Source organism: Novosphingobium sp., from assembly GCF_036820275.1.
Lineage (GTDB): Bacteria > Pseudomonadota > Alphaproteobacteria > Sphingomonadales > Sphingomonadaceae > Novosphingobium.
Genome location: NZ_DAISLT010000038.1, coordinates 42,300 through 58,987 on the forward strand (window position 1 = coordinate 42,300; position 16,688 = coordinate 58,987).

General features: G+C 65.1%; 19 protein-coding genes. 9 read left to right on the forward strand and 10 right to left on the reverse strand.

Translation table 11 applies throughout. The annotated features are described in order from the left end of the window. Positions 1 to 170 precede the first annotated feature (170 nt). Both V7066_RS22770 and V7066_RS22775 read left to right on the forward strand, forming a co-directional pair. Positions 171 to 473, forward strand: coding sequence for a hypothetical protein (locus tag V7066_RS22770; protein ID WP_334185249.1), 303 nt, complete (start codon positions 171 to 173; stop codon positions 471 to 473). A 104-nt stretch (positions 474 to 577) separates the two neighbouring features. Beyond that, complete coding sequence (locus tag V7066_RS22775) at positions 578 to 1,354, forward strand: hypothetical protein (protein WP_334185250.1); 777 nt, start codon at positions 578 to 580, stop codon at positions 1,352 to 1,354. Positions 1,355 to 1,364: 10 nt separating this feature from the next. Here V7066_RS22775 and V7066_RS22780 read toward each other — a convergent pair whose 3' ends face one another. Then, entirely contained in the window at positions 1,365 to 3,053 is a 1,689-nt protein-coding gene (locus tag V7066_RS22780) for an FAD-binding protein (protein WP_334185251.1), read from the reverse strand. A gap of 230 nt (positions 3,054 to 3,283) precedes the next feature. On the opposite strand from V7066_RS22780, the gene V7066_RS22785 reads away from it, so the two are divergent. Next, a complete protein-coding gene (locus tag V7066_RS22785; RefSeq protein ID WP_334185252.1) occupies positions 3,284 to 4,090 on the forward strand; it encodes an enoyl-CoA hydratase/isomerase family protein in 807 nt (268 codons plus the stop codon). 39 nt (positions 4,091 to 4,129) lie between these two features. On the opposite strand, the gene V7066_RS22790 is transcribed toward V7066_RS22785, so the two are convergent. Next, complete coding sequence (locus V7066_RS22790) at positions 4,130 to 4,468, reverse strand: hypothetical protein (protein ID WP_334185253.1); 339 nt, start codon at positions 4,466 to 4,468, stop codon at positions 4,130 to 4,132. A gap of 240 nt (positions 4,469 to 4,708) precedes the next feature. Here V7066_RS22790 and V7066_RS22795 point away from each other — a divergent pair, with 240 nt between their 5' ends. Both V7066_RS22795 and V7066_RS22800 read left to right on the forward strand, forming a co-directional pair. Further along, on the forward strand, positions 4,709 to 6,919 hold the full coding sequence (locus V7066_RS22795; RefSeq protein WP_334185254.1) for an acyl-CoA dehydrogenase family protein: 2,211 nt from the start codon (positions 4,709 to 4,711) through the stop codon (positions 6,917 to 6,919). A 13-nt stretch (positions 6,920 to 6,932) separates the two neighbouring features. Beyond that, entirely contained in the window at positions 6,933 to 7,754 is an 822-nt protein-coding gene (locus V7066_RS22800) for an enoyl-CoA hydratase/isomerase family protein (protein WP_334185255.1), read from the forward strand. A 46-nt stretch (positions 7,755 to 7,800) separates the two neighbouring features. On the opposite strand, the gene purQ is transcribed toward V7066_RS22800, so the two are convergent. Both purQ and purS read right to left on the reverse strand, forming a co-directional pair. Further along, positions 7,801 to 8,478 carry a phosphoribosylformylglycinamidine synthase subunit PurQ gene (gene purQ, locus V7066_RS22805; RefSeq protein ID WP_334185256.1) on the reverse strand — a complete coding sequence of 226 codons (678 nt, stop codon included), beginning with the start codon at positions 8,476 to 8,478 and terminating at the stop codon, positions 7,801 to 7,803. After that, positions 8,478 to 8,711 carry a phosphoribosylformylglycinamidine synthase subunit PurS gene (gene purS, locus V7066_RS22810; protein WP_147215211.1) on the reverse strand — a complete coding sequence of 78 codons (234 nt, stop codon included), beginning with the start codon at positions 8,709 to 8,711 and terminating at the stop codon, positions 8,478 to 8,480. The genes purQ and purS overlap by 1 nt, the downstream gene beginning before the upstream one ends. Before the next feature lie 147 nt (positions 8,712 to 8,858). Between purS and V7066_RS22815 the strand changes: the two genes are divergently transcribed. Continuing rightward, the gene (locus tag V7066_RS22815; protein WP_334185257.1) at positions 8,859 to 9,770 is read left to right on the forward strand and encodes an SDR family NAD(P)-dependent oxidoreductase; all 912 of its coding nucleotides are present in this window, start codon (positions 8,859 to 8,861) and stop codon (positions 9,768 to 9,770) included. A gap of 75 nt (positions 9,771 to 9,845) precedes the next feature. Next, complete coding sequence (locus V7066_RS22820; protein WP_334185258.1) at positions 9,846 to 10,475, forward strand: DUF4328 domain-containing protein; 630 nt, start codon at positions 9,846 to 9,848, stop codon at positions 10,473 to 10,475. A 10-nt stretch (positions 10,476 to 10,485) separates the two neighbouring features. Here V7066_RS22820 and V7066_RS22825 read toward each other — a convergent pair whose 3' ends face one another. From V7066_RS22825 to V7066_RS22840, 4 genes are read right to left on the reverse strand one after another with little or no spacing between them, the layout of a single operon-like run. Next, positions 10,486 to 10,848 carry a DUF2794 domain-containing protein gene (locus V7066_RS22825; RefSeq protein ID WP_334185259.1) on the reverse strand — a complete coding sequence of 121 codons (363 nt, stop codon included), beginning with the start codon at positions 10,846 to 10,848 and terminating at the stop codon, positions 10,486 to 10,488. Positions 10,849 to 10,855: 7 nt separating this feature from the next. Further along, entirely contained in the window at positions 10,856 to 11,557 is a 702-nt protein-coding gene (gene epsC / locus V7066_RS22830) for a serine O-acetyltransferase EpsC (RefSeq protein WP_334185260.1), read from the reverse strand. A 44-nt stretch (positions 11,558 to 11,601) separates the two neighbouring features. Continuing rightward, positions 11,602 to 12,300, reverse strand: a complete 699-nt coding sequence (locus V7066_RS22835; protein WP_334185261.1) for an ATPase — start codon at positions 12,298 to 12,300, stop codon at positions 11,602 to 11,604. A gap of 12 nt (positions 12,301 to 12,312) precedes the next feature. Next, on the reverse strand, positions 12,313 to 13,596 hold the full coding sequence (locus tag V7066_RS22840; RefSeq protein WP_334185266.1) for a heavy-metal-associated domain-containing protein: 1,284 nt from the start codon (positions 13,594 to 13,596) through the stop codon (positions 12,313 to 12,315). A gap of 218 nt (positions 13,597 to 13,814) precedes the next feature. On the opposite strand from V7066_RS22840, the gene purM reads away from it, so the two are divergent. Together purM and purN are read left to right on the forward strand one after the other, a co-directional pair. Next, the gene (gene purM / locus V7066_RS22845) at positions 13,815 to 14,918 is read left to right on the forward strand and encodes a phosphoribosylformylglycinamidine cyclo-ligase (RefSeq protein WP_334185262.1); all 1,104 of its coding nucleotides are present in this window, start codon (positions 13,815 to 13,817) and stop codon (positions 14,916 to 14,918) included. Next, the gene (gene purN, locus V7066_RS22850) at positions 14,911 to 15,876 is read left to right on the forward strand and encodes a phosphoribosylglycinamide formyltransferase (RefSeq protein ID WP_334185263.1); all 966 of its coding nucleotides are present in this window, start codon (positions 14,911 to 14,913) and stop codon (positions 15,874 to 15,876) included. Before purM ends, purN begins: the two co-directional genes overlap by 8 nt. Positions 15,877 to 15,952: 76 nt before the next feature. Here purN and V7066_RS22855 read toward each other — a convergent pair whose 3' ends face one another. Both V7066_RS22855 and V7066_RS22860 read right to left on the reverse strand, forming a co-directional pair. Continuing rightward, positions 15,953 to 16,207, reverse strand: a complete 255-nt coding sequence (locus V7066_RS22855; RefSeq protein ID WP_334185264.1) for a YdcH family protein — start codon at positions 16,205 to 16,207, stop codon at positions 15,953 to 15,955. 88 nt (positions 16,208 to 16,295) lie between these two features. Then, positions 16,296 to 16,541 (reverse strand): hypothetical protein, encoded by a 246-nt coding sequence (locus V7066_RS22860; protein ID WP_334185265.1) that lies wholly within the window; start codon positions 16,539 to 16,541, stop codon positions 16,296 to 16,298. Positions 16,542 to 16,688: the final 147 nt, after the last annotated feature.

Genomic DNA, 16,688 nt, shown 5'->3' on the forward strand with positions numbered 1-16,688 from the left:
AGACAGGCTGGAACCGAACGCCGTTACGTAACTTATTGCACATGGCAGACCGGGCTTCCGTTCACCTTTGCAGAAGCACGGCCGGCCAGAATCGCATTGTTCACGCTTTCCCGCTCGGCTTGGAGCATTGCGGGGCTGTTAAACAACATAGACAACAAGGAGTGAATGCGATGTCGCCTTATCTGACGAAACTTGCCCCTGTCGCCGTGATCCTCGTCGGATCGATCGGCCTGGGTGGCTGTGCCACCAAGGGTTTTGTACGAGACCAGATCGCCACCGTGAACCAGCGGATCGACGGTCTCGATTCCCGTCTCCAGCAGACGGACGCCACCGCGAAGCAGGCCCTCGCCGAGGGACAGGCCGCTTCGGGTCAGGCGCAGCAGAACGGCCAGCGCATCGACCAGCTCAATTCGCGCGTCGACGGCGTGGAGCAGCAGTTGGCTGCCAGCCAGCGCAAGCGGGCGCGCAACTGAGCGCCCTTTCGCGCAGGTTGCCGAAAAGACTGTGATACCATGGTCGGCGCTCATTCGAGGTGCCGACCATTTTCCGTGCCAAATTCCGTGAGTCCATTCCGACGATGATGAGCGTTCCTCTGGCTTTTGCCGCACTCGCGCTGGCAGGTGCCGCACCCATTCCTCTGCCCGAGACCCAGGCCGCTGCGACGCATCTGGCCAAGGCGCCTGCGGCCAAAGCCAAAAAGCCGGGTACGAAAAAAGCGGCAGGCAAGCGCCCATCGAAAACGCAGACCGCAGCGGAAGCGCAACCCCAGCCGGAACGCGAACTCTCGTCTGGAGCCATGCAAGTCGCTCGCTGGGTGGCCGGTTCCGGCGACAACCAGGCTCTTCCCTATATCATCATCGACAAGACCGCCGCTCGCGCCTTCCTGTTCGATGCCGAGGGCAAGCGGCTTGCCGACGCCCCGGTACTGATCGGCAAGGCCTTGGGCGACGAAGCCACGCCCGGCATCGGCGCCAAGTCGCTGTCCGAAATCGGCCCCGCCGAAAAGACCACGCCCGCAGGCCGATTCCTGGCGAAATTCGGCTGGGCTGCGGGCAGGCAGCGCGTGCTCTGGGTGGACTACGCGACGTCCGTGGCGCTCCACACGATTCCGCCCGGCAACAAGGAAAACCGCCGCGCGCGGATGCTGTCCGAAACCATCGACGACAACCGCATCACGTTCGGCTGCATCAATGTGCCGATGGCGTTCTACAACAAGGGCGTCAGCCCGCTGTTCCAGAAGGAGGGCGGCTATGTCTACGTTCTGCCCGACGTGAAGCCGCTGGAAGAAGTCTTCCCGCGCCTGCGGGTAGAAGCCGTGCTGCAAGCGAACGCCTCGACGCGCGGGCAGCAATAGGTCCGCAGGTTCAGACCTGATTTCCTAGCCCCGCCGCATGTTTCGCGGCGATCCAGCCGAAGGTCATCGACGGCCCCACGCTTGCCCCCGCGCCGGGATAGACGCGCCCCATCGGTGAAGCCGTGCTGACGCCGCAGGCGTAAAGCCCCTCGATCGGCGTTCCGTCGGACCGGAGCACGCGGGAATCGCTGTCGCAGACGACGCCGCCATAAGTGCCGACATCGCCCGGCACGATGGGGATCGCATAGAAGGGTCCCTCCTCGATCGTCCCCATGCAGGCGTTGGGACCGTCCTTGAAGAACGGGTCTCCCAGCCAGTTGTCGTAGGCCCGCTCCCCGCGATGAAAGTCCTCGTCGCGGCCGCCGCGCACGAACCCGTTCCATCGCTCCACCGTTGCCGCGAGCGCCGCTTCGGGCACTGCAATCTGCCGCGCCAGCGCTTCCAGGCTTTCCGCCTCGCGCATCCAGCCCGAGGCCAGCCACTTGGCCATGTTCTTCTTCGCCTTGCCTTTTCCGGCCACGGCATATTCGTCCATGTACCGCCGGTCCATGATCGCCCAGCTCGGAATGGCCGGATGGGTGCGGTTGCGCACCAGCATGTTCTCGCAGAATTCCTCGTAGGAGCCGCCCTCGTTCATGTAGCGGACGCCAGTCTGATCGACCTGGATCGCATGCGGCTTGCCGGTCGTGCCCTGGGTGCCGGGCTTGACGTAATCGGTGTCCCAGCCGGGTGCTTCCGACATCTGGAAGCCGACCATCTGGTCCATCTGCGCCAGAACCGCACCGTGGCGTTCGAGTTCGAGATGCATGTCGCCGGTATCGCTCTCGATCCCGTTCGACCACGCCGCGCGCGTTCCGGGCATGTACCTGTCGCGCATGGCCTGGTTCTGCGAAAAACCGCCTGCGTTCATCAGCACGCCCAGCCGCGCGCCGACGCGCCAGGGCTTGCCGTCGCGGACGGTAACCACGCCGACGGCCCGTCCGTCCTCGACGATCGTTTCGCTGACCGGGCTATCCGTGCGGATTTCCGCCGCGTTCCTGTCGAGAACGGCCTTGAGCATGCGGCCCTGCAAGGCGGCCCCCGCCGTGACCCAGTGCTTGCCTGTCAGCTTCCCCGCCACGATCTTCACGGCGGTCTTGAGCAGGATCTTCTTGATGGCCCACGAATGCTTGGCAAAGGGCAGCTTCATGCCGTCATCCAGCCTGACCGGCACTTCCGCGAAGCCCTGCCGCAGCTTCCCGGCCCAATCCTTGCCCAACTGGTTCTTGTCGAAAGGAACGGCGGTAACGGTACGGCTGGTCTTCACGCCGCCCGGGCGCTCGTCATAATAGTCCGGCCAGAAGCGCGAGCCCCGCTCCATCGCGACGCCCTGCGAAACGATGAAATCGAGCATCTTCGGCGCTTCGCGCGCGTAAGTCCGGCGGCGTTCGGGGCTGGTTCCGGGGCTGTCTTCTCCATCGGGAACAACCGCGTCGAGATATTGGCAGGCCTGCTCGAAGCTATCCTCGCCGGGGTCCATGAAGCGGTTGCCGGGGATCCACATGACACCCCCCGACTTGGCCGTGGTCCCGCCGATCCAAGGCGCCTTTTCCAAGATGAGCACCGACTTGCCCGCTTGCTTCATCAGCAAGGCCGAAGCCATCGACCCCGCCCCGCTGCCGACGACCACCCAGTCGAAGCTCTCGTCGAACTGCGCCATTTTCCGCTTCCTCTTCCCTGACCTGCGATATCGGCTCGCAGCTGGTGCCGTTCAGGCGTTCAGCAAGATAGAACGGACTTGCCCGGGCTTGGCAAGGCGCCGGCCCCGAACAAGCCTTGCAAGGCCAAAGGTTTCGCCCCGGCGAAAGGTGAGCGCCCTGTGCAATTCGCCCTGCCCTGCGGGCCGCGCCGCGCCTATGACCGGAGGAAACACCGGGAGACTTGCCGAAAATGAGCGAAATTCCGCCTCTGCCAAACCTGGCCACGATCGCCATGACATGCGAGGGTCGCCTGCTGCGGATCACGCTGAACCGCCCCGATGCGATGAACGCGGTCAATCTCCAGCTTCACGACGACCTTGCCGAAGCCCTGTGGTTCGCCCAGAACGACGCCGCGTCGGACGTGATCGTGCTGACCGGGGCCGGCCGCGCCTTCTCCGCAGGAGGCGATCTCGACCACATCGAGCACAATGCCCGGAACCCCCACCTCTTCGACCACGAGGCCCGCGTCGCTAAGCGCATCGTCTCGACCCTGCTCGATATCGACAAGCCGGTGGTCTGCCGGATGAACGGCCATGCCGTGGGTCTCGGTGCGACACTGGCCCTGCTCTGCGACGTGATCTTCGCGGCGGAAGGGGCGAAGATCGGCGATCCCCATGTTGCGCTCGGTCTCGTGGCCGGGGATGGTGGCGCGGTGATCTGGGCGCAGCGCATCGGCCTCACCCGCGCCAAGGAATACCTCCTGACCGGCGAACTGCTGACAGCGAGCAAGGCGGCGGAGATCGGTCTCATCAACCATTGCGTGCCGGTCGAGGAACTCGATGCGCGGGTCGATGCCTTCTGCGCCAGACTGCTGGCGGGCGCGACAATCGCGATCCGCGCGACCAAGGTGCTTACCAACCTTGAACTCAAGCGCCTGGCAACGGCGCTCATGGATGCCGGGATCGCCTATGAAAGCGTCTCCGTCCGCAGTGCCGACCATCTCGAAGGCATCGCAGCCCTGCGGGAAAAGCGCTCGCCGCGCTTCAATGGAATCTAAAGATCCCGCTCTCCCTGGCCGGGAGAGCGGGAGATCGGCTCATGCCTCCGGAACGACCCGCTCGCCCCGCTCGGTGAACAACGCGGTATAGCAAGTGGCCATGTCCTGGGCATCGCTCTGCGTGAGTTCACCGGCTGCCGTCGCCTGGCCGATCCTGCCGAGCAGCGCCATCGGGTCGTCGGTCTCGATATCGTAGATGGCGAGATAGGGATTGCTGTCGTTGCCGATGAGCTTTGCCACCAGTTCAAAACGCTGAGCGCCGGTCATGCCGAACTTGTTCACGAGTTCGGGCAGATGATGGTTGTCATACCAGCGATGATAATCCTCCTCGCGCCCCGATTGCGGGGTCGTGAGGGCGATAAGCTTGTACTTCGGCATGGTTTTCCTCTCCGGACGCCATTCGCGGTTCCGGAGGATTGTCGGTCGCCGCCCAGCCGCCAGCAAGGACATGGAGTGCTTGCCCGCGAAAGTATCGCCCCGGCGAGCCCGAGACATCACCGATCGGGACATGACGCTATCGCGCCTGCGATTGCGTGAGGCAGCCGATTGAACGGCCGGGCGAGGTATGATGAGGAACAGGGAAACGTCACAAGAAAAGCCCCGGGGAAAGCCTGAAACATGAACTTCGACCTCACCGACGAGCAGTCCATGATGCGCGACACTTTCGCGCGCTTCCTCGATGAACATTCGAGCATGGAACGCGTGCGCTCAGCTCAGGAAACCGGCGGTTTCGACCCTGCCCTGTGGACCGGCCTCGCCGAACTGGGCGCCTTTGCCATGCGTGTTCCCGAGGAGGCGGACGGCATGGGCCTTGGCCTGTTCGACGCCGGCGTGCTGATGGAGGAAGCCGGTCGCACGCTCGCCTCCGGACCGCTTGCCGAAACGCTGGTGGCGACGCGCCTGCTGGGGCTGCTGGGCGGTCAGCAAGACCTGCTGGCCAATGCCATCGGCGGCGAGGCGGTGGTTACGATCGCCATGCAGGATCTGGCGGAGTTCCCCAGCCAGTGGGTCGCGGGCGGATCGGTTGCCGAGGCCGTGGTCGCGCGCAAGGGCGGCGATGTGGTGCTGATCCCGGTTCCCGCCGAAGCGCGGATCGCCGAACCGACCCTCGCCGCCACGGCGATCGCGCAGCTCGATCTCGCCGCGCTGCCCGCGATTGTGCTGGGCAGCGGCGACGATGCGCTTGCGACTTTCGCCGCCGGGCTTGAGGAATGGAAGATCCTGATGGCACTGGCGCTGTCCGGCCTCAGCCGTGCCGCGCTGACGATGGCCGCGGAATATGCCGGCGAACGCAAGGCCTTCGGGGTGTTCATCGGGACGTTCCAGGCGCTGTCGCATCCGATGGCGGACCTGATCTGCGAGATCGATTCCGCAAAGTTCCTCGCTTGGCAGGCCATGCGCTCGATCGCCGATGGCGATGCCGCCGCCGGTGCGCAGGTCTCGCTTTCGGCATGGTATGCCGCCGGTGCCGCCGGACGCACAGTTCGCCACGCCGTGCAGACCTTCGGCGGCATCGGCCTTACCACCGAGCATGACGTCCACCTCTACAATCTGCGCGCCAAGGCATGGCCGTTGGTGGCGGGCGATCCGGAAGACTGGCTGGCCGAGGCGGGCCGCCGCCTTTACGCGGGAGAGAAGGCCGCACTTCCCGATGTCGGCGAAGTGCCGGTCGAGTTCGACCTCGGCGAGGATGCCCGTGCGATCCAGCAGGAAATTCACGCGTTCTTCGCCAGCAACGTCACCGACGAGCAGCGCGAGAAGTTCCACTTCTCCTGGGAAGGCCACAATCCGGTCATCCACAAGCAACTGGTCGAGGCGAACCTTGCCTATCTCCAGCTTCCGAAGGATGTCGGCGGGCGTGGTCTCAGTCCTTATGCCGTCACCGGCGCCCGCTCCGCCTTCGAGGAGGAAGGCTGGAGCAACCCGGTCGCGAACGTCGCCCAGATGGTGGCCCTCATCATGTATCGCTTCGGCACCGAGGACCTGAAGCGCGACGTGCTCTCCAGGGTCATGGCGGGCGAGGCGATCTGCTCGCTCGGCTATTCGGAGCCGGGCTGCGGATCGGACGTCTTCGCCGCGCAGTGCAAGGCCACCCGGCTTGAGGACGGTTCGTGGCGGATCGACGGCACCAAGATGTGGACCAGCGGCGCCAACCTCACCGACTATGTCCTCATGCTCTGCCGCACCGATCCGGACGCGCCCAAGCACAAGGGCCTGACGATGTTCATCGTGCCGCTGAAGGCCGAGGGCGTCACCGTGCAGGGCGTCCACACTTTCATGGACGAGCGCACCAACATCACCTTCTACGACAACGTCCGCATTCCAGACACTTGGCGCCTGGGCGAGATCAATGCGGGCGGCCGGACCATGGCGGCCAGCCTCGAACTCGAACACGGCGGCGGCTTTGCCAAAGTGCAGCGCGCGATGCTGGAGAACGCGGTCGAACTTTGCGAGGAAATTCCCGTGACCGGCGGCGGCAGGCTGATCGATACCGCGAAAGCCCAGACACGACTGGCGCGTACTTACGCCAATGTGCTCGCCTCCGAACTCATCGCCTATCGCGCCAACTGGACACAGGTTCATGGCAAGGGCAACGGTGCCTATGGTCCGATGGCGAAGATGTTCTCGTCCGAACTGTTCATTACCGATTCGCGCGACCTGCTGGACCTGACGGCGCCCTATTCGCTGTCCAAGCGCAAGGGCGCGGCCAATGCACTCAACCTCGCCTATCGCCACGCTCACGGGACGACCATTTACGGCGGGACCAGTCAGGTGCACCGTTCGATGATCGCCGAAAAGGGCCTCGGCCTGCCGCGGTCTCGCAATTGAAGGGGCGAACACGATGACCGAAGAAGCACCGCACCTGCTCACCGAGGACGTGGACGGCATCCTGATCGCCACGCTCAATCGGCCCGACAAGCTCAACGCCATCAGTCGCCAGATGATGGACCTGCTGACGGACGCCGTCCTGCGGTTTCGCGAGACGCCGGAACTGAAGGTCATGCTGATCCGCTCCGCCGGGCGCTATTTCAGCTCCGGCGCGGACTTGCGGGGCGGCAATCAGAATATCGTCTCGCCCGCCTCCACCGGCGGCAGCGCGCGCGGCATTCGGGAGAACCACCGGCTCAATCTCAACAACATGCAGCAGCTCTGGGACGAGATCGAGCATATCGAAAAGCCCTTCGTCGTCGCGCACCACGCCATGTGCGTGGGCGGCGGGCTGGAGATGAGCCTCTCGTGCGATTTCCGCCTTGCCGCCAGAAGCGCGGCCTATGCCTTCCCGGAGGGCCTGTTCGGCGTGCTGCCGGCCTCCGGCGGGGTCTCGCGCCTTACCCGCATCTGCGGCCCGCACTGGGCGCGCTGGCTGATCATGGCGAACAAACCCGCTCCGGCCGACATGGCCCTGACCATGGGGCTGGTTCATCAGGTCTATGAGGACGAGACGTTCGAGGCGGACGTCATGGAATTCTGCCGCCATCTGACCAAGCAGAACCCGGAGCAGATGGGCGCAGCGAAAGTCGCCATCGAACTCTGCGCCGAAGTCGGCCGCGACAGTGCCCGCCACGTCGAGCGCATGGCCAACAGCGCGCTGATGCTCAACCCCGACTATATCCGGGGTATGGAAGCCTATCTGAAGGGCGTCGGCAGCAAGGCGAAAGCCTGACGCCGGAGGACGGCGGCGCAGCGGCACCGCCGTCCCATGACGGGTTTCAGGCCCCGACCAGCCCGCGAATGGCGCTTTCGAACAGCGCGCGGCCGTCGGTGCCGCCGTGGGTATTCTCGATGGCGCGCTCGGGGTGCGGCATCATGCCCAGCACATTGCCCGCCGCATTCAGCACGCCCGCGATCTGGCGCGCCGAGCCGTTGACGTCCTCGGCATAGCGGAAGGCCACGCGGCCCTCGCCTTCGAGGCGGTCCAGCGTTTCCTCGTCGGCGTGGTAATTGCCGTCATGGTGCGCCACCGGGATGCGGATATGCTGCCCGCTCTCGTAGCCCGAGGTGAACAGCGACTGGGCGTTCTCCACCTTCAGCGAAACCTCGCGGCAGACGAAGCGGATGCCGGAATTGCGCAGCAGGGCGCCCGGCAGCAGGCCGCTTTCGGTGAGCACCTGGAAGCCGTTGCAGACGCCGAACACCGGCACGCCGCGGTTTGCCGCCTCGATCACCGCCTGCATGACCGGCGAGCGCGATGCGATCGCGCCGCAGCGCAAGTAGTCGCCATAGGAGAACCCGCCGGGCAGGCCGATGAAGTCGAGGTTGTCCGGCAGTTCGGCATCGCCGTGCCAGACGCGGATGCACTCGGTGCCCGAGACCTTTTCCAGCGCCACCGCCAGATCGCGGTCGCAGTTGGAGCCCGGGAACGTGACGACAGCGGAGCGGAAAGCCATCAGGCGACCTTCTCGATGCGGTAGTTCTCGATCACCATGTTGGCGAGCAGCTTCTTGCACATGTCGTCGATCGCTTCGTCGCTGACCGTTTCGGCGACGTCGAGTTCGAAGAGACGGCCGGCACGCACGTCGTTGACGCCCGAGAAGCCCAGGCCTTCGAGCGAGTGATGGATCGCCCGGCCCTGCGGGTCGAGGACACCAGGCTTGAGGCTGACGTGGACGCGGACTTTCATCTCAGGGCCTTTCGCTAAGGGCGCAGATTCGTTTCGCCGCCTATGGCCCCGGAGGCGCGCGGGGGCAAGGTTTGAGAATCACAGGAAGCGCGCCGCCCCACGAACTCGTGATTGAAGCGCCCGCCGCAACCTGCCATTTCCTTGCCCATGCAGGAAAAGATCTCATTCGCCGGACAAGTCGCCGTCGTTACCGGCGCCGGACACGGCCTCGGCCGCGCCTATGCGCTGGAACTGGCGCGCCGCGGCGCGAAAGTGGTGGTCAACGATATCGGTGCCGCACGGGACGGCAGCGGACACTCCGACACCGCGCTGGCCGTCGTGGAAGAAATCCGCGCCGCCGGGGGCGAGGCCATGGCGGACAGCGGCGACGTTTCCGATTTCGCACAGATGGAAGCGATGGCAGCCCGGGCCTGCGAGGCCTGGGGCGGCATCCATGTCCTCATCAACAACGCCGGTATCCTGCGTGACCGGACCTTCGCGAAGATGGACATGGCCGATTTCGAGCGGGTGGTGCGCGTCAACCTGCTCGGCAGCGCCTATGCGACCAAGGCCGTGTGGGAGATCATGCGCGAGCAGAACTACGGCCGCGTGCTGATGACGACGAGTTCCAGCGGCCTCGGCGGCAATTTCGGCCAGGCCAACTACGGCGCGGCAAAACTCGGCGTGCTCGGCCTCGCCCGCACCTTGCGCATGGAAGGCGCCAAATACGACATCCGCGTCAATTCGCTGGCGCCCACGGCGGGAACGCGGATGACGGCAGACATCTTCCCCGACGATGCCTACAACGCCTTCCGCCCCGAAGCCGTCGTTCCGGCGGCGCTGTTCCTCGTCTCACGGGATGCCCCCAACGACGCGATAGTCGGCGCCGGCGGCGGCGTGTGCCAGAGCGCCTTCATCACCATGAACGACGGCGTGTTGCTGGAAAATAACGACCTGACCGTGGAAGGCTTCGCCGCAGCCTGGCCGCAGATCCGCGACCGGGCGGGAGATGTCGTGCTGGAAACCGGCATGGAGCAGGCCCACCACGCCCTGTCTTTGCTTATGAAATCGCCTGATTAAGCTTCAGGAAGCCGATTGACCTCCTCCCGATGGCCGATACAGCATCGATCCTCAGACTGAGCGGGGGGAAATTCCATGAACGGTGGCGATTTAGAGCGGGGACTTGCCTCGCTGCGCAAGAGGGAAACGGGCTTACGCATCATGCTCGGACTCTACCTCGCCTGTACGACAGCGGCACTATTCCTTTGGGGAACAGTGATCGGACAGGGGCTGGACCAGAACGGAAACCAACCGTTGGTGCTGGCAGCAGGCGTGTCTGGAGGCCTCTATGCCATACTCTTTGTAGCCAGTATCGTTGCCGTCTGTTTATGGGTGCATCGCGCTCACGCCAACCTGTTCGCAGCAGGCGTCCAAAACCTGACGTTCAAGCCCAACTTGGCCGTTGGGTGGTATTTCGTGCCCTTCGCATTCTGGTTCAAACCGTTCCAAGCCATGCAGGAACTCTGGAAAGCGAGCCATCAAGGCGAGGAAGACTCTTCGAAGCGAGGCGGTCGGAAGCTGATTTTGTGGTGGGCATGCTGGATCATCGGCAACATGATCGCGAACGTCAGCCTGAAACGCGGTGACTGGGTCAGTCCGATAACGACACTGGACTTGGCCGGATACGCTTTTCATATCGTTGCGGCAGCAGCCCTGCTCTTGATTACGCGCGCAATCACGCAGGCCCAGTCGTCCGAAATGAGCGTTCGTCACGCTTTCGCGTGACAGGAGTGCGTCAGTCGTCAACGACTTTCAGCAGCTTGCGCTCCAGCGGGCTCAGCACGCCGGCGAGTTCGTGGCCGCGCTTGAGAACTTGCCCCACTTCGCCGAACAGGGTCCACATGCCCTGCTTGCTGCGCAAGGAAGGGCGCTTCTCGATGCGGGCCTGAGGGCGCTCCGCCGCGCGGCGGAAGGCGGAGAAGTTGGCCGCCTCCTTGCCGAAGTCCATCGCATAGTCGCGCCAGATTCCCGCCGCCACCATGCGTCCGTAGAGGTCGAGAATACGCTGGAGTTCGATCCGGTCGAAACCGATCTGAAGCGGCGACCGCCCCGGAAATGCGACGACGGTTCCGGGAAGAGGATGGCTGCCTGCCGACATCCGCCGGTCAGACGCCCTTTACGACCGGCTCGGCCTGCTTTTCTTCTTCGAGCTTGCGCATCAGCGTATCGACCTGGGCGCGCAGGGCTGCGACCTGTTCTTCCAGTTCGTCCACCCGCTGGCTGCCCACCGGCTCGCACGGCTCCTTGCAAGGCGTACCGTAGGGCATGAATTCCTTGGCGTACGTCTCCGCCTTGACCAACGTGGAGCGGGCCTTGACGCCGATCATCGTCGCGCCTTCGGGCACGTCCTCGGTCACGACCGCACTGGCGCCGACGCGGGCGCGCTTGCCCACGGTGACGGGGCCGATGATCTGCGCGCCGGAACCGACGATCACGTTGTCCAGCAGGGTCGGGTGACGCTTGCCGCCCTTGCCGTTGGTGGGATTCGAACCGCCGAGCGTGACGCACTGGTAGATCGTGACATTGTCGCCGATATGCGCGGTCTCGCCGATCACGGTGAAACCGTGGTCGATGAAGAAGTTGCGGCCGATCGTGGCGCCGGGGTGAATGTCGATCGCGGTCAGGAAGCGCGAGAGGTGGTTCACCACGCGGGCCAGGAGGAACAGGTCGGCACGGAACAGCCGGTGCGCGATCTTGTGGAAGAACAGCGCCCAGACGCCCGGATAAAGCAGGACTTCCCATCGCGAACGCGGCGCAGGATCGCGTGCGACGACGGAATCCAGATAACGAACCAGATCACCCAACATCGCACGAATCTCCCATCAATCGGCCCACATGGCAAGCCATGAGGTCAAGAGGCTTCCGGATCGCCGCCGATATCGCCATCGGCAGCCTCGCCCATATCGCCATCCACCGGACCGGCCTGCCCTTCCGAACCGTAAAGTTCGACCAGCGCCTCGCGCCAGATCGCCAGGGTCGGCGGCTGCTTGCGCTCCAGGCTGAGGCGGTCGATCGTGGCGACCAGCATTTCGACGCCCAGATGGCTACGCTCGCAGCGAGGTACAAGGTACTCCCTGGCAGAAGGATCGAGCGAGAGCCCCCGCATCTGGGCGTGGACGTCGATAAGCTCGCCCAGCATCTCCTCGTCGGGCTCGTCGACTTCCAGCTCCAGCGCGGCGCCGAGGCGCGAGCCGAGGTCGGGCAGCTTGACCTGCCAACGCCCTTCGGTCTCTCCTCCGCCGGCAGCGCGTCTGCGGCTGGAGATGATCAGCAGCGGACGGCGGCTTTCCTGCGCGCGGTTCCAGCTATGGAACACGGCGTCCTCGTCCATCCGGTCGGCATCGTCGAGGACATCGCCATGGCCGGATTCGACGAACCAGCGCGCCAGCAGCGACTTGCCCGAGCGCGGCGGTCCCGAAAGAATCGCGCTGTGGAACGGCCAGGACGCAGATTCCAGCAGCCCGTCCACCGCGTGGGCGTTGGCATTGCCGACGACAATGCGCGGCGGGCTGTCGCTCGCGGCCGACAGCGGAAGTGGGATCTGCTTCATCACCGGGAGGACCTAGCGGGTGATCCTCAGGGCGCCGCCGCCGCTCGTCACCTTCCAGCCCTGCCCGCGCAAGGCGGAGGCAAGGCGCTCGCTGCCGCCTTCGACGGTCACGCGCATCACCGAAGTCCCGCCGACGGCAAGGCTCATGGTGGCGGCACCGCGCACGCCCGGAACGCCGCGCACGGCAGCGAGTGCCGCGTCGACAGCCGCCGCATCGGGCGAGGCGAACTGGACGGAAACGGTCTCGACCGGCGCGGTGGACGTCGGCGAGGGAGTCGAACTCGGCACGATGACCTGCTGCGGCAGTGCCTCGATCGGCGCGCCGCCCTTGGGCATGAGCTTGGTGCGCAGTTCGGCAAAGGCGCGGTCGAGCACCTGGCCGCTGGTGGTCAGCGTGGGATCGGGCCGCAACTGGCCGCCCGAAAGCGCGTCGCGATAGAGCCCGTCCATGCGCTGCACGGCCTTCTCGAGCATGCCCGGAAGTTCCTGCTCGCTGCCCGCGTCCATCTCAAACGTGCCGAGGAACGTATTGTCCGGGCCGTAGCGCGCGGTGAACGTGGCGTGGATCGGACCGCCCGGCCATTGCCGTTCAAGGCGGGCATAGGGGATCAATACGTCGGCGGCATCGAACTGGTTGAGCACGTTGCGCCACCACAGGCGGCTGCGGCGCGAAGCCTGGCCTGCCGTGAGGATCAGCGATTCGCCGCCCGCGCCCACCGGACGCACATAGTCGATCGGGCTTTGCGAGGCCTGGAATTCCGCCCAGGCGCGCTGCCACGGGCCGCGCACTTCGAAGACCTGCTGCACGCCGCCCGAATAGAGCACGGGCAGGACCAGCATCGGCGCCGAACGGATCGTCGCTCCACCGGCGCCGACATATTGCCCGGCGCGGGCCTTGTTGAAGATGACACCCAGCGTGGCGATATAGCGGCGCGGGCCGACCTGTTCCTGGCCGATCACCACGGACGAAACCATCGCATCGATCGCCTCGACCGGCATGTCGGGGCCGCCGAGCTTCTTCCAGGCTTCCTTCTCGGCCTGTTTCCAGCCTTCCAGACGCGCATCGGCGCCGGTCTTGGCCGTCACGTCGACCTTGATGCCGTTGACCTGGATATCTTCGGAATTGGCTAGCGGGGCGATGCCGCGATCACCCTCCACTTGCGCCACGAGGCGATAGCCGCCTGCCGCGCCGAGCGCGAGAATCGCCGCGCCACCGGCGACGAGCGCCATGCGCCGCGCAGAAGCCGGAGCACTGCCGGCCACACGCCGGATTTTGGGGGAAAATGTCAGAGCCATCATCAAACCGTGTGGCCTTTTGCCCAAACCGATCCGGAAAACCAAGCCGTAATCCAAGTCCCCGCGCTCAGTTGACAAAGAACACACAGGCGAAATCGGCGGAACAGCGTGGACACGGCGATCCGCGATAAATTTTTCCGCCCGAATTGCCGGAAATATCCCTGCCGAAAGCCATGCTCGGGCGTGACAGCGGCGCGTTTGCACACTATGCGCGCGCAATGTCCGACGATAACACCCCGCAGAGCTATTCCTACGAGCAGGCCGGCGTCTCCATCGCCGCCGGCAACGCGCTGGTGAAGGCCATCGCCCCGCTCGCCAAATCGACCGCGCGCCCCGGCGCCGATGCGGAACTGGGAGGCTTCGGCGGCTTCTTCGATCCGCGCGCGGCGGGCTACAAGGACCCGCTGCTGGTGGCCGCCAACGACGGCGTCGGCACCAAGGTCAAGCTGGCCATCGATCATGACCGCCACGACAAGATCGGTATCGATCTCGTCGCCATGTGCGTGAACGACCTTATCGTCCAGGGCGCGGAGCCCCTCTTCTTCCTCGACTACTTCGCCACCGGAAAGCTTGAAAACGGCGTCGCCGAGCGCGTCGTCGCCGGCATCGCCGAGGGTTGCCGGATCTCCGGCTGCGCGCTGATCGGCGGCGAAACCGCCGAGATGCCGGGCATGTATGCCGCGGGCGACTACGATCTCGCGGGCTTCTGCGTCGGCGCCGTGGAGCGCGGCGAGCAGCTGACCGGCGACAAGGTTGCCGATGGCGACGTGCTGCTGGGTCTCGCCTCCTCGGGCGTGCACTCGAACGGCTACTCGCTGGTCCGCCGCCTCGCCGAGGACAAGGGCTGGAAGCTCGACCGTCCCGCGCTGTTCGATTCGGACACGCTGCTGATCGACGCGCTGATCGCGCCCACGCGCATCTACGTGAAGAGCCTGCTGCCGTTCATCCGGTCCGGCCGCATCAACGCCCTCGCCCACATCACCGGCGGCGGGCTGCTGGAAAACATCCCGCGCGTCCTGCCCAAGGGCCTCCATGCCCGCATCGATGCCGGTGCCTGGGAGCAGCCGCGCCTGATGGCCTTCCTCCAGGCCCAGGGCAACATCGAACCGGCAGAGATGGCCCGCACCTTCAACTGCGGCATCGGCATGGTGCTCGCGGTCCCAGCCGACGACGTGACCGCGCTCAAGGCCGAACTGGAAGCCGCCGGAGAGACCGTCTTCGTGATCGGCATCGTCGAAGAAGGCGACAAGGGTTGCACCGTGCAGGGTAGCGCCGAAGTCTGGTCTGCCCGCGAGGACTGGGAAGCGGTGCATCTTGCCTGACAAGGCTTCCGGGAAGGCCAAAGTCGCCGTCCTGATCTCGGGCAGCGGCACCAATATGGCCGCCCTGCTCTATGCCAGCCGGGACGAGGACTGTCCCTATGAGATCGTCCTCGTCGCCAGCAACCGTCCGGATGCGGGCGGCCTCGCCCTTGCCGCCGCCGAAGGCGTGGCGACGTTCGCGCTGAGCCACAAGGGCTTCTCCCGCGAAGACCACGATGCGGCAATGGATGCGGCGATCCGCGAATCCGGCGCGCAATGGGTCGCACTCGCGGGCTACATGCGCATCCTGACCGAAGGCTTCGTGCGGGGCTGGGAAGGCCGGATGGTCAACATCCACCCTTCGCTTCTGCCGAAGTACACCGGCCTCCATACCCACCAGCGCGCGATCGACGCAGGCGACAGCCACGGCGGTGTCAGCGTTCACCTCGTCATTCCCGAACTCGACGAAGGTCCGATCCTCGGTCAGGTTCCGGTCGCCATCGTGCCCGGCGATACCGCCGAAGCGCTTGCCGCGCGGGTGCTGATCGCCGAGCATCAGCTCTATTCCCGCTGCCTTGCCGCGCTCGTCGTGCGCGAATCGAGTCCGGAGTGGCTGCTGGAACGCGTGCGCGAACGCGCCATGGCCTTGCCCGAGGCCGACGAGGTCGAAAGCCACGGCATGCCTTGCTTCGGCGTGATCAAGGGCAAGAAGTTCGCCTATTTCACTTCGAACCACCATGCCGACGGCCGCACCGCCCTGCTCGTGAAGATCAGCGGCGCGGATGAGCAGGCCATGCTGATCGAACAGGACGAGGAGCGCTACTTCCGCCCCGCCTATTTCGGCGACGGCTGGATCGGCATCCGCCTGGATCTCGGCGAAAACGACTGGGACGCGATCGGAGCATGGCTGGCCCGTTCGTGGCGCGCGATCGCGCCGAAGAAGCTGACCTCGCTCATGGATGCCGCCGACCAGTTCTGAGGGCGCACAGCCTCCCATCTCTTCGTCATTGCGAGCGCAGCGATGCCATGACGAAGCGTGAGACTACCCTCCCCGATCAGGCGCCTACCGCCCCCGCATCGCGGATCATTCGGCCGAGCTGGTCGAGCAGGCAGAGCCGCTCCTTCTTGAGATCCTCCAGCCGCGCATCCGATGCGGCTTCCAGCGCCGCCTCGATGCGGTGGATCGCGCCGTTCACCTCGTCATAGCGGTCTGCCAGCACTGCGAAATGGCCGCGTGTGGCCTTGAGGTGATGCAGGACTTCCAGATCGTCCGGAAATTCCGCAGCGAGTTCGTGGACTTTATGGGACATCGGCTCTCCTCTTCGCTCGAAACGCATCGACGGGATGATCCGCGGGCTATCCTGCCCTTCCCGCATCCACCTTGCGCGAAATCAATCGTCAGACCTCGGAATAGTCGACTTGCGGCCGGCTTTCGCGGGTGCCGCGATAACGCTTCTCGGGCTCCTGGGGATCCCCGGCGATCACGACATGGTCGTCATGCACTTCGACAAGCGTACCGACGAAAGGAAAGCCTTCGAGACTGCCGTTCACCCGGTAGCTGACGATATCGCCGACCTTGAAGCTCTTCTCGTCGAAATTGAACGCGAACGGACAGGTTTCGTCCGAGGTGCCCATGCCTTGCATCTTCGCTCTCCGAATTTTTCGAAAGCCTAACGCAAAACCGGCTTGCCCCAAAAACAAAAAGGCCGCCCCGAAGGACGGCCTTTTTGTTGTTCGTTCCGGCTAACGCCGGATAGCGGCACCGGCCCTCTCCCCCACCCGACCTCCCAT